Consider the following 12,533-nt stretch of genomic DNA (forward strand, 5'->3'; position numbering starts at 1 on the left):
TCGAATACCGGGAAAAACCGTCAGCGGTCGGCCCCGTGCGCCTGCGCCATCGCCACGACGACTTTGCGCGGCCCCTTGAACGGCGAGCGCGCGTGCGCCGCGAGCATGTTGTCGAGCATCAGCACATCGCCGTTCTGCCACGGGAAACTGATCTTCTCCGCTTCCAGCACGTGACGAATGGTGGCGAGCGCGTCTTCCTCGATGGGACTGCCGTCGCCGTAGTACACGTTGCGCGGCAGATCCTCTTCGCCGACGACGTCGAGCAACGTCTCGCGCACGTCGGGTTCGAGATTGGAGATGTGGAACAGGTGCGCCTGATTGAACCAGACCCAGTCGCCCGTCACGGGATGTTGCGCGACGGCCTGACACAGTTGGCGCGTACGCAACTCGCCATCGTCTTTCCATTCGCAGGCAATGCGGTGCGCGCGGCAGTACGCTTCAACTTCGGCGCGGTCTTCGGTGTTGAAGACCTGCGTCCACGGCACGTCGAAGCCGTTGCCGAAGTTGCGCACGTACATCAGCCCCTTGCTCGCGAAGCGCTCGCGCAGGTCTTGCGGCACACGGGCATAAATGCGGCGGCTGTCGGCAATCGGCGTCTCGCCGCCTTCCTGCGCCGTGAGCACGCTGTAGAACCAGATCTTCATCGGCCAGTCGCGCGTGTACGACTGTTCGTTATGCAACGGAATGTGCTGGTGCGGCGGATATTCGGTCGACGTGTAGACGCCTTGCGCGACTTTGCTGCGCGGCGTCGAACCGAACTCATAGGTCAGTAGCGAATGACCGAAAGACGCGGCGAACTCGCGGAACGCCGCATCGCCATCGACCTTGAACCCCCGGAACAGAACGCCGCCGTGGGTCGGGAGATATTCGTCCACCAGCGCGTGAAGGGCACTGGCGGCGGCCTCGATCGGCACACCGGCATCGCGCGGTTCGACCACCATCGGGAGGTCGCCATTGGTGCGCAGGGCGCGCACATCGAGCATCGTATCGAGCATGGTTGGATCCTCAACGAAACCGCGGCGCCACACGCGCCGCAATTTCATTGACGATCCTTGTGCCTGCAATTTAAGGGGTTTACGCGGACGATTGCGGTTTTTCTACATTCGCCGTCGTCACCACGGGATTTGCAGACGTCGATGCGACCGATGTCGGCTCGCCGTCCGAGATCAACTGACCGTTTTCCATCTTCACCAGCCGGTCGGCCAGCGAGAAGTAACGATCATCGTGCGAGATCACCAGCACGGTTTTCCCCTGCGCCTTCAGCTCAGGCAGGATCTCCCGGTAGAACACTTCCTTGAACACAGGGTCCTGATCGGCCGCCCATTCGTCGAACACGAGGAACGGCCGATCCTCCACGCACGCCGCCACGAGCGCCAGACGCTTGCGCTGCCCCTGCGAGAGATCGCGCGTCGAGAACGCACCATTCGTCACGCTGACCTTGTGTTGCAGGTGCAGACGCGCGAGCCAGCGCGCAGCAAACGCATCGATCCGAGCGGGATCGGTTTGCGCGTCGTCCGCGCCCAACAGCGTTTCGAACAGGTGGAAATCGAAGAAGATCGCCGAGAACAACTGACGGTAGCGATCACGATTTTTGACGTCGACCGACTGCCCGTTCCACACGATTTCGCCGCTCTCGGGCACATACAGTCCGGTGAGCAGCTTGGCCAGCGACGTTTTGCCGCTGCCGTTCCCCCCGATCAGGAAGGTGATCTCACCCGGCCGGAACGTCAGATCGATCGGCCCCATGCGGAAGATTTCGTCCTGCTGTTCGTGGTAATAGCTATGCGTGATGCCATGCAGCCGCACCAGCGGTGCGCCGGTCGTCGACGTCTCCGACGACGTGACGTCCTCGGTGCGCATCGACTCCGTCACCTTTTGGATGCGCTCGCTCGCGACACGCGCCATCGTCAGCAACGGAATGTTGTTAAGCATGGCTTCGAGCGGCGTGACCATGTAAAGGAAGACGATGGCGTAGCCCGTCGCCACATGCGCATTGCTCGACGTCGCACCGACCAGCACGAACAGCACCAGCCCGATGAGCGAGAAGAACAGGAAGCGCACCCAACTGACCGAGAAGATGAAGAGCGTCAGGCCGCGCGAGCGATTCTCTCGCACCGCATCGATGGCGGAGCCGAGCACGCGGGCGAGAAAGGCGTCGGCACGACGGCGGTTGAGTTTCAGTTCCTTGGCACCGGATGCCAGCGTCTGGAAGTGCCCGAACAGCTCGTCCTGACGCTGCCCCGCCGTGCGCAGATACCGAATCACTTTGGTATGGCTGATGTGATAACCCAACGCGCCCAGACCGATCGCTACGCAGGCCATCAGGAAGATCGGCCATGACAGGATCGCGAGGTACAGGAAGCAGCCCATCACAATCGCGCCGTTCATGACAAGCGTCGGCAGGCCGATGAAGAAATTGGCGACGTGGTTGGCGTCGTCGGCCAGCACCGACTGCACGCGCGCGCCGCCCGTCGACTCGACCACGCGCAGCGGCGCGTTGACGATGATGCGCGACACGTGTCGACGAAGTTCGGCCAGCGTACGCTGCCCCAGCCGTGTGAAGAGCGCACCGGCGCACATCTGCGCGAGCATGGACAGCACGGCCAGCGCGGCGAAGCGCCACGCCAGTGCGCCCAGCTCCGCCGCTGGCGCACCGAGCGCGCGATTGATCGATGCGATCAGCATGACGTTCGCCACGCCGCAGGCGAGCGAGGCAACTACAGCGGCCGCAAGCAGCCAGCGTGAGGCACGCAACAGGAACAGAAACAGGAACACGACGCTCTCCGCGGGTGATCCGTCGTCGCGCGCACGACGGCGCCAGACCACGGATCTCGATGAAGGAACAGAGGGGGAAACCGGAAACTGGCGGGCCCGACAGCCGCACCCACTTATGGCTCCTTCGCTCTAAGACGATTCAGGACACCGAAAATTTTCCCGTCGCATTTGCTTGAATTTCTCCGGGGTAAATTTAAAGAAATGCTCATCGTCTTCTGGGAAACGGATGCTTTGTATGGCATTCCCCCCGATCCCGGGTCCGGGTGAATTCACCGGATGACCTTGCCGAGGCCCTCATGCACGCAAGTACCGAACCGTCCACGACGACCAACACTTCCCCTCATTCTGTGACACACGACCTGATCGGCGTTGGCTTCGGCCCGTCCAATCTCGCTCTGGCCATCGCCCTCGAAGAGCACTGCGGGCAGCGCCTCGGCCCTGCCCGCTTCCTGTTTCTGGAGAAGCAGCCCGAGTTCACCTGGCACGGCAACATGCTGCTCTCGAACAGCCGCATGCAGATCGCCTATCTCAAGGATCTCGCGACGCTTCGCAATCCGCGCAGCCGCTTCACTTTCATCAACTATCTGCATGAGAAGGCGCGGCTGTCCGCGTTCATCAACCTGCAAAGCCACTATCCGACCCGGCGCGAGTACAACGACTATCTGCGCTGGGCGGCGTCGCACTTTCACGGGCAATGCGCGTATGGCGAGACGGTGACAGGCATCGAGCCGGTGCTGGAGCGCGACGAAGTCGTGGCGTTGCAGGTTCATTCGCGCGACGGGCAAGGCGAGACGCAGTCGCGCCGCACACGCAACGTGATTCTCGGCGCAGGCGGCACGCCCCATGTGCCGCCGGTGTTCACCCCATTACATCGCACGTCCCACGCGCGCTTGTTCCATTCGTCGCAATATCTGGCCCGCGTGGCGTCGCTCAGCGAGACCGCACCGCGTCGCGTCGCCGTCGTCGGCGGCGGACAAAGTGCGGCGGAAATCTTCCTCGACCTTGCGGAGCAATGGCCGCAGGCACAGGTCGACCTCATCATGCGCGGCCGCGCCCTCAAACCCGCAGACAGCAGCCCGTTCGTCAACGAAATCTTCGATCCGCAATTCACCGACTTCATCTATGCGCAGCCGGTGGAACAACGCGAACGTATTCTCGATGAGTTTCGCAATACGAACTATGCCGTGGTCGACGACGATCTGATCGCACGCATCTACGACGTGCTGTATCAGCAGCGCGTGGGCGGACACGGGCACCACGCCTTGCTGTCGTGCCATGAGATCCAGGAGGCGAGCGCCGACGGGGACCGCATCACGTTGCACATGCACGAGCGGCTTGCCGGACGGCCGGTGACGCAGCATTACGATGTCGTGGTGCTGGCGACCGGGTACGAGCGCCGCACGCACGAAGCCCTGTTGTCGGACCTGGCGCCGTGGCTCGACGGCCTCGAAGGCGAGCGCGACTATCGTCTGCGCACCCGCGAGAGCTTCCAGCCCGGCATCTATCTGCAAGGCTATTGCGAGCCGACGCACGGACTGTCCGACACGCTACTCTCGATTCTGGCTACGCGCTCGTCCGAAATCGCAACGTCGCTGCTGTCGCGCGCGCCCTTGCAGACCGATGCACCGGCCCAGACAACCCAAGCATCGCGCGTCGCCGCACTGGCGGGATGAACGGGCACCATCGACGCAAAAGCGGCACCACTGCCTATAGGGCTGCGGTGCCGCTTTTCATTGTTGCGTAGGATGCGAGCGGCTACTGAGGTGCGCCACAAGCCTGCATCGCCAGTTGCCGCTGAAGCTGCACGGGCGTCATGGTCAGGATCAGTGGACACGATCCGCATAGCAACGCTTCGTCACATCGCGTGCCTTTCCCCGCCAACTGATAGCGCAGGCAACACACACGGCGCGCGCGCATCGGCGTGGGCATGGCGGTTGACGGCGGCGTGACGTAACGAACCGTGCGATAGAGCGGATTGTCGGACGTCTGACCGAAACCGGCGTCGCCATCGAACAGCCACGCGTAGTCGCTGGCGGCACGCACGCTCAGCGACGGCACCTTGCGCATCTCACCGACGATAAACTCCAGCAGATTGCCTGCGTTGCTCCAGAGTACACGGGTCGAAACGCCCGCCGCCCGCTGCATCGCCGCCATTGCGGCAGGCAGATGCCCCTGAAGCAGTGACGCAAAACGCGCTGACGCCGGATCGGCCTCAGCATCGCCCTCGCCTTCGCGCGGCGGCGTCCAGCTGGATTCGGGAAAGCGAACTTGCACGGGCAGTCCGCCGCGCAGCACGATGCCACAGGCATCCGAGTCGAGCGTCAGTGTACGGCCATGCACGACGGCGATCGCCAGCGCCGCCGGGGCCACCGCCCGGAAGTAGAACTTGCTCCACTGCGACATGAGCGCACGCGGCTCGACCCCAGGCACGAGGCGGCGAACGCCGTCGAACATGGCGGGCATGTGGCGATCGAGATCCGCCAGACCGATGACCGTATCGCCGGGGTGAAGGTCGTCGGGCACGCGTGCGCCGAAGGCCAGTCCGGCGCACAGCGGCCCCAACTCGGCCCGCACCGGGGCAGGCAGACTCGCCGCGAGGTCGAACTTGGCAGCGCCCGGAGATGGTTGCGCTAGTGTGTGAGCGCGCTCGCTCATCGCGTTGCCGCCAGCGCGCGCGCCGGGTGCGGCGCATGCATCGCCGGGGCCAGGCCGTTGGCGATAACCGCCAGCAGATGGGCGGGATCGTCGCGCACGAAGAAATGGTCGCCGTCGAAGTCGGTGCGCGTATAGCTGCCGGTCGTCTCGCAACGCCAGTCGTCGAGGACATCCGGTGCGAACGCGTCGCGGCGTCCGGCCAACGCATGAATCGGCATGGATAACGGCGCACGCACCTGCAGCGATGGACGCCGGTAATGTCCGCACAGTTGGAAATCCGCCTTGATGACCGGCAGCACCATCGCCATCAGCTCAGGCTCGGCGAGCAGGGCTTCCGGCGTGCCGCCGAGCGCGCGCATCTCGGCCAGCACCTCGGCGTCGTCGCGCAACGCGGCATAGCGACTGTCGTCGCGCGTGGCGGGCGGGCGGCTCGCGGCCACGAACAGCGCCGCAGGCGAACAACCCCGCGCGTGCAAGCGATGTGCGATCTCGAACGCCAGCAGACCGCCAAGGCTGTGACCGAATAACGCGAAACGTGTGCCGGGCCTCACATGCTGCGCCAGGCACTCCTCGGTCAGTTGGTCCGCCAGCAGGTGCGGGTCATGTTGCAATGGTTCATGATGACGCGTACCGCGCCCCGGCAGTTCGAGCGGGCGCACCGCCAGCCATGACGGCGCGGCCTGCGCCCAGCGCGCGTACACCGTAGCACTCCCCCCTGCGCAGGGCAGGCAGAGCAGACGACAGGCCTCAAACGCCATTGCGTCCGTCACCCTGCGTGGCCAGATGCTCGCGCAGGCTGCGCGGGCGCATGTCCGTCCAGACCGACTCGATGTGGGCAAGGCACGTTGCCTTGTTACCGGTCACCCCGACTTCGCGCCAGCCAGCAGGCACGGGCCGGTAGTCCGGCCAGATGGCGTATTGCTCTTCGTCGTTGATGACCACACGGAACACGCCATTCTCGTCGTCGAAACTCATCGATCACTCCTTAAGCGTCCAGCCTGCCGGGGGCGAAGGCTGCAAGGGCACGGTGTGCGCCCTCCTCTGGCTGAAAGACGGTCAAGCACCGGCGCAATTTACCCAAATTACCCAATTTACCCCTTAGGCAGCCAAGCCAATGCCGCCGAATAGCCCGGCGGCGCGGGCAACAGACGCAGTTCCAGCCCGCGCAACGCCTCGGCCAGCGCCGGGTCGTCCGTCCGCCAGGGAATCGCGCAACCGGCGGTGGCCGACGGGATCGCCGCATCGAATTTGCCCTCGACCGCCGTCACCGCGCGCGCAACGGCGTCCACATCCACGCTCAGCGCCGTGAGGCTGTCCTGCAACCCGGTGCCGAGCGCCTTGAAGATCGCCTCTTTGAGGCTCCAGACCCAATGAAATATCTCGTCTACGCGCGATCCGTGCCCCGACAGCGTGAAACTCAGCATCAGCAAGGCACGCTGCTCTTCCGCATGAAGGCAGACGTCCCACGAAGAACGCGGTTCGGCGAGCGCGTTCAGTCGTTCGATATCGACACCGACGCGCACATCAGGCGAATAGGCCAGCAACCCCCAATGCCCGGCATGGCTAACGTTGAAGTCCGGCGGCCCGCCCCCGACCAGACGCGGACGGCCCTGCGCGTCGACCTCGAACGCCACCCGATCCGGCTGCAGCCCCAACTCGCGGCCCAGCACATCGCGCAACGTAGCCCGGACCACCGCGAAGCGCGCCCGATCCTCCTCCTTATGCAGCGCACCGAGCCGGAAATGCTCGTCCGCAGACAGCCGCGACGCCAGGCGCGCCGGTGCGCTCGAAGCATCGGTAATCCTGATGAATTGCAAAGCTAAGCTCATTGGCATAACGAAATGACACGCTCTCCAATCGGTCGACATCTTGCATATCAAAATATCAATTGCAAACCATTCTCATTTTCACTATCGTTTACGTCAAATTTACCGCATCCCCTGCAGAAAGTGGTAGCCCCACTGCCTGTCAGCGCGATGCAACAGAAGTTCTGCAGTCCTGTCTTTTCTCCCTGCACCGTTGTGTCGGAACGCGCCCGTGCGCCGTTCCCGGCGGCGTTCGTCCGTCGTTTTGTCATCCGACTGCGTTCGTACTCCTCAAGGGGGTGCCGCAGTGTGGTTCCAAAGCGACAGTGCGTCGCTTCGTCACACAGCTGTGCGTTCGATGCCGATCTGGAGGCAAAAGCATGAGCGAGCAGTTGAGTTACGCCGGGTGTCCCGGCTGGACGCCAATGGGCACAGATACGGAGGACAGTCTCGTCGGCCAGATTTTCGTGACGCACCGACGGGCGCTGGTGGGATTGGCGATGCGCATCCTCGGATGCCCCTGCCGTGCCGAAGACGTCGTGCAGGACGCCTACATCAAGCTATGCGATGCGCGCAGCGCCTGCCCCGTGCGGCATCCCGCCAGCTACGTGATGCAAGTCGTGCGCAATCTGGCGCTGGACGGATACCGCCGTCAGCAAATCGAGAATCGCGTGTTTACGGTGGAAGACGAAGCCATCGACATGCCCGATCGTGCCGCCTCGCCTGAGGCGCAGGTCACAGCGCGCCAGATGATCGGCGGCATGCTCGACCGGCTCAAGACGCTGCCCGAACGCACCCGCACGGTGTTCGAGATGTATTACTTCCAGGATTGCACGCAACGCGAGATCGCCCAGTCGCTGGGGGTCTCCACGACGCTCGTGAACTTCATGATGCAGGATGCCCGTCAGGCCCTCACACCGTGGATCAGCGGCACGACCGAGGAACCCGCCTGAGTGGCGACGTCACTATGTCGCTAAACCGCTAGCGCAGCACGACCCCGTCGAAGCCGACGTCGATATCGGCAATCACGATCCGGTCCTTCCCTGAGCGCTTGGCGGTGTACAACGCGTGGTCGGCCATCGCCAGCCACGCGGTCGGCGACACCAGATTCACGGTGTAGTTCGCCACGCCTGCACTCAATGTCACGGCGCGCACCGAGTCCAGCCCCTCGGTCGCACTTGAAAACACCGCACACACTTTTTCCAGCTTCCGGCGTGCCTTCTCGGCGGATTGCCCGTCGAACAACACGCAGAACTCGTCGCCGCCGTATCGGCCGCTGATGTCGTGACTGCCCAGTTCGGTGGACAGCACGTCGGAAAGAATCCGGATCAGCGAATCGCCCTGAAGATGACCGTGCAGGTCGTTGATTTCCTTGAACCCGTCGATATCGATAAGCGCGATGCTCGCAGTCCCCGTGCGCCCCAGCCGCTTCTCGGCGAAGCAACTCGTGAGTGCGCGCATCCATGAGCGTCGGTTGAGCAGCGATGTCAGGTCGTCCTGATCGCTGATCCGACGCAGCGTCCGCTCGCTCCTTGAGAGCCGCTTCGCCAGACGATAGCTCGTGAGTCCGACCAATGTGGGATAGATCAGCAACAACGGCAGGCTCGCGACCAGTTCCGAGAAAGGGATGTCCGTTCGGATCGTGAAGCCCAGCACCGTCCCCGTCAGAACGCCGCCGACCAGCATGGCCAGAATGCCGTCGCGTAGCAGCCGGTATCCGCCTGCGGACGCGTTGTGCATCAACAGCACCGACACCAGCACGGCCGACGGCACGCCACTGAAGTGCATCGCCACGACCCAGCCACCGCCGAAGGCCGAGTCACACAACAAATTTCGACGCTCGGCCACCACCGGATCGGCCGACGACATGGCGATGGCGTGGGCAAACGCTGGCCAGAGAAACGCATTGAGCGCCCAAATCCCGTAACCGAAATGCGACGCCCCCGCATGCCGGATGGCCGTGAACACGGCGATGGCGCTCAGCACGCATCCCAGACTGCGCAGCCCCAGCACGCGACGAGAGAAGTCCCGCCCCTTCTGGGCCTGCGATCGCGTGATCGGGTCGGTGGATGGGTCCGTCATGTCGCCAACGTCCAGGGCGGGTGGAGATGGAATTGCGATGAGCAAATACGAAAGGGGGCTTTGACCTACTGTAGGCAACCTGCCGACTCGCGCATTATGCCTGCCCTGCCGCGCTTGCAGGCGCGAGCGGGGATCAACCTACAGACGCAGTAAATTCACCAATGCGTTGATCCCCGCTTGATCATCGTGTCCGACGGACCCACGCTTAGAAGCGGCCGCGCACTCCGATGAACACTTCGCTCGAGGCCAGTCGGGCTTTCAACTGTTCGTCACGTGCGCCGATACGGTTCTCGAACGTGTTGAAGCCGCTCTCGACATTGCCCATATCGACGTAGCGATAGCCGATGTCGACCGTGAAACGCTTGTCGATGGCGTAGCTCACGCCGACACCGCCCGAGTAAGCCAGATTGGTCTGCGTACGCGAAGCGAAGCCGCGCGACGCGTTGCCTTGCCAGCCGTCTGCCGAGACGATCGCAACACCGAGGCCGAGCGTGCCGTATACGGAGAACCCATGCCCGAGATCGAAATCGCGATATCCGTTGAGCATCAGACGTTGCGATGCAACCTTGAAGCGATTTGCATTTGCGTTGAACGGCGCCCAGTAGCTATCGAACTCGTTGCCACGTCGAAACACGTATTCACCTTCCGCGCGCCAGCCGTTGCCGAACTGATAGCCCAGTGCCACCGACCCTGTGATGTGAGCCTCGGACTTCGGACCACGGATCATGCCGCTCACACGCGGGCTCGTCAGTTCCATGTTGTTGACGTTGTCGAAGGCGCCGATGAGGCGGGCGGCACCATAGTAGCCTGCGTCGCTGGCCGATGCTGCGGGTGCGGTGTCCGCGATTGCGACACCGGCGAACGTCAGCGCCATCAACGAAGGAATAGCGAAGTGATAGGTCTTCATGGACTTCCTCATACGTAGCGATGTGAACCGCTATCGTAGAAAGTCAGCCACGCCCGAGGTATCCGTCTGGCTACTGAACGACTCTCCGTAGCGCTACGGAGACGACTCACCGAGCAGCGGCGAAAAGTCCCGCACCAGCGCGACGAGCGAATTCACATCGAGCTTGCCCAACAAGGTCGCGCGATGCGTCTCGACAGTGCGCGGCGAAATCCCCAGCACGCGCGCAATCTCCTTGCTGCTGGCCCCCCTGACGACCCAGTCGAGCACCTCACGCTCGCGCCCGCTCAGCGACGCCAACCCCTCCATGCGCTGTTGCCGCGCCTTCTCGACGTCGCGCAACACCACGTGCGAGCGCAGCGCATGCTGAACGGCGGCGATCAGCTTGTCCTCGTCGACCGGCTTTTGCAGGAAGTCGACCGCGCCCCGTTTGAAGGCCTGACGGCACATGTCGACGCTGCCGTGACCGGTGAGCACGATAACGGGTAGATCGGCCTGATTTCGCAAGCGCTCCAGCGCGTCGAGTCCGTTCATGTCCGGCATACGCATGTCCAGCAGCACGCAGCCGATGTCCGGGCAGACAGCGATGGCGTCGAACAAGGTCGCGGCATCGCTGAACTGGCGGCTTGGAACGCGCACCGTACGCAGCAGCAAAGCGATGCCATCGCGCACGGCGATGTCGTCATCGACGATGGCTACGACCGGGGTCACGAGACGGCCACTACGATGCACATGCGTCACCGCTACGCCAGCGGCAACCATAGCGCCGCTTCGGCACCGCCCGAGGGCAGATTGGCAAGCGTGAGTTTGCCGTTCTGACGATGCGTGAGCGTCTGGCACAGTGGCAGGCCGAGACCTAGCCCTTGCAATCGCGTGGTGAAGAAGGGATCGAAGACTTTCGACATGATGACGCCATCGATGCCCGGGCCATTGTCGACGACACGAAATCGATAGCGACGCCCGTGCCGTTCACCGAACACCTGAATATGCGGACAGGCAAAACCGGTGACCGAGTCGCACGCGTTCTGAATCAGGTTATGAAGAATCTGCTCAATGGCGGCCTGATCGGCCATCGGTCGAGCGCCTGGCGCCTCGTCGTGCCAGTCGAGCCGAACCGGAGCACGATCCGGTTCGCCCCGAAACAGCGCGAATAGCCCCAGTACGGTCGCACCGGGATCGAACGCCTGCGGCGCGTCTGCGCCATGCGATCCAACGGTTGCGCGCAGCCGCTCGATGATCCGCGCGGCGCGCTTGGCCTGCGCGGCGCTGGTTTGCAGCGCCACGCGCACGTTGTTGCGCTCGTCCGGCACGTCGAGCAGTCGCTCGGCGAAGCGCACGTTCGACACGATCGCCATCAAAGGCTGGTTGAGTTCGTGCGCAAGACCGGCCGCCATCTCGCCGAACGTATCGAGGTCGGTGAACCGGTCCAGTCGCGCGCGCGTTAGTTCGCGCTCGTGTGCGTGACGAAGGCGTCGCGCGCCGAACATCGCCAGAACGGCGAGCACGACGATCGCGCTCCAAAGACCGATCGGCAGCCACGGTAAGTCTGACAACGCCATTAGCAACGCATGATGCGAATCGGCCATCGCCGACGGATGCGCCTCGATGTAGGCACGCACGACGATAAGGGCCGTGCCGACGACGCTCAGCGCCAACCACACCATCAATACGATCAGACTAAGGGGACGACTCATGCAGGGATTGCTGCGGCATCACCGGCTTCGACCGACAACGCCCGACAGACGCGAATCAAGGGTGCGAGGAGTCTCCTGCACTGTGCGCCTGCCCGTAAATCATATTTCTCCCAAAGTTGACCTCATCACCCATCAAAAAATGTACGCAGATTCCGGCCTCCGCAAACGGCAGGATGGGCTTGGAGGGCGGCGGCACGGATCGTCGTCGTCCGAGAGTCCGCCGCCCGCCCCATGAAGCATGGGATCCGGATCACTTCGCTGCCGCAATCACGGCGATCTCGACGAGCAGGTCCGGCGCGGCCAGACGCGACTCCACCGTCGCGCGCGTCGGCGTGTTGCCCGGGCTCGTCCAGGCGTCCCACACGGCGTTCATACCGGCGAAATCCGACTCGATGTCCTTGAGCCACACCTGTGCCGACAGCAGTCGCGATTTGTCGATGCCAGCGTCTTTCAGATAGCCATCGATCTTGGCCAGCACCTGCTGCGTCTGGCCGGTGATGTCCTGGTTGCGGTCGTCGGCCGTCTGGCCGCCGATGTAGACCGTGCCGTTATGCACCACGACACGGCTCATCCGTGCATTCGTGTGATGGCGTTGAATGTCGCTCATTACTGCGTCTC

The 12,533-nt window shown here is 63.4% G+C and carries 13 protein-coding genes; 2 read left to right on the forward strand and 11 right to left on the reverse strand.

Annotation, left to right across the window (positions count from 1 at the left end; genetic code table 11):
• Window positions 1-20 precede the first annotated feature (20 nt).
• Window positions 21-995 carry a pandorabactin biosynthesis dioxygenase PanH gene (panH, locus tag NTU39_RS16990; RefSeq protein WP_257958113.1) on the reverse strand — a complete coding sequence of 325 codons (975 nt, stop codon included), beginning with the start codon at window positions 993-995 and terminating at the stop codon, window positions 21-23.
• A 79-nt stretch (window positions 996-1,074) separates the two neighbouring features.
• Entirely contained in the window at window positions 1,075-2,775 is a 1,701-nt protein-coding gene (gene panG / locus NTU39_RS16995; protein WP_257958114.1) for a pandorabactin export ABC transporter PanG, read from the reverse strand.
• Window positions 2,776-3,071: 296 nt separating this feature from the next.
• Between panG and panF the strand changes: the two genes are divergently transcribed.
• A complete protein-coding gene (panF, locus tag NTU39_RS17000; protein ID WP_257958115.1) occupies window positions 3,072-4,448 on the forward strand; it encodes a pandorabactin biosynthesis N-hydroxylase PanF in 1,377 nt (458 codons plus the stop codon).
• A gap of 82 nt (window positions 4,449-4,530) precedes the next feature.
• Here panF and fhuF read toward each other — a convergent pair whose 3' ends face one another.
• The 4 genes from fhuF to NTU39_RS17020 all read right to left on the reverse strand — a co-directional run bounded on the left by fhuF (window position 4,531) and on the right by NTU39_RS17020 (window position 7,259).
• Window positions 4,531-5,430 carry a siderophore-iron reductase FhuF gene (fhuF, locus tag NTU39_RS17005; RefSeq protein WP_150663239.1) on the reverse strand — a complete coding sequence of 300 codons (900 nt, stop codon included), beginning with the start codon at window positions 5,428-5,430 and terminating at the stop codon, window positions 4,531-4,533.
• The gene (gene panD, locus NTU39_RS17010; RefSeq protein WP_150663240.1) at window positions 5,427-6,188 is read right to left on the reverse strand and encodes a pandorabactin biosynthesis thioesterase PanD; all 762 of its coding nucleotides are present in this window, start codon (window positions 6,186-6,188) and stop codon (window positions 5,427-5,429) included. The genes fhuF and panD overlap by 4 nt, the downstream gene beginning before the upstream one ends.
• Window positions 6,178-6,405 (reverse strand): pandorabactin biosynthesis protein PanC, encoded by a 228-nt coding sequence (gene panC, locus NTU39_RS17015; protein WP_150574749.1) that lies wholly within the window; start codon window positions 6,403-6,405, stop codon window positions 6,178-6,180. The genes panD and panC overlap by 11 nt, the downstream gene beginning before the upstream one ends.
• Before the next feature lie 116 nt (window positions 6,406-6,521).
• Window positions 6,522-7,259 (reverse strand): 4'-phosphopantetheinyl transferase family protein, encoded by a 738-nt coding sequence (locus tag NTU39_RS17020; protein WP_444511749.1) that lies wholly within the window; start codon window positions 7,257-7,259, stop codon window positions 6,522-6,524.
• A 356-nt stretch (window positions 7,260-7,615) separates the two neighbouring features.
• Here NTU39_RS17020 and panA point away from each other — a divergent pair, with 356 nt between their 5' ends.
• Entirely contained in the window at window positions 7,616-8,188 is a 573-nt protein-coding gene (gene panA / locus NTU39_RS17025) for a pandorabactin biosynthesis sigma factor PanA (RefSeq protein ID WP_150663243.1), read from the forward strand.
• Between the two features lie 28 nt (window positions 8,189-8,216).
• On the opposite strand, the gene NTU39_RS17030 is transcribed toward panA, so the two are convergent.
• The 5 genes from NTU39_RS17030 to NTU39_RS17050 form a co-directional block, all read right to left on the reverse strand.
• The gene (locus NTU39_RS17030) at window positions 8,217-9,317 is read right to left on the reverse strand and encodes a diguanylate cyclase (protein WP_150663244.1); all 1,101 of its coding nucleotides are present in this window, start codon (window positions 9,315-9,317) and stop codon (window positions 8,217-8,219) included.
• Between the two features lie 205 nt (window positions 9,318-9,522).
• The gene (locus tag NTU39_RS17035; protein ID WP_150663245.1) at window positions 9,523-10,224 is read right to left on the reverse strand and encodes an outer membrane protein; all 702 of its coding nucleotides are present in this window, start codon (window positions 10,222-10,224) and stop codon (window positions 9,523-9,525) included.
• Between the two features lie 93 nt (window positions 10,225-10,317).
• Window positions 10,318-10,983, reverse strand: a complete 666-nt coding sequence (locus NTU39_RS17040; RefSeq protein WP_257958119.1) for a response regulator transcription factor — start codon at window positions 10,981-10,983, stop codon at window positions 10,318-10,320.
• Window positions 10,965-11,915 carry a sensor histidine kinase gene (locus NTU39_RS17045; protein WP_150663247.1) on the reverse strand — a complete coding sequence of 317 codons (951 nt, stop codon included), beginning with the start codon at window positions 11,913-11,915 and terminating at the stop codon, window positions 10,965-10,967. Before NTU39_RS17045 ends, NTU39_RS17040 begins: the two co-directional genes overlap by 19 nt.
• Before the next feature lie 250 nt (window positions 11,916-12,165).
• Window positions 12,166-12,522, reverse strand: a complete 357-nt coding sequence (locus tag NTU39_RS17050; protein ID WP_023595388.1) for a RidA family protein — start codon at window positions 12,520-12,522, stop codon at window positions 12,166-12,168.
• Window positions 12,523-12,533: the final 11 nt, after the last annotated feature.

The organism is Pandoraea commovens, from assembly GCF_024704525.1.
Taxonomy (GTDB): Bacteria; Pseudomonadota; Gammaproteobacteria; order Burkholderiales; family Burkholderiaceae; genus Pandoraea; species Pandoraea commovens.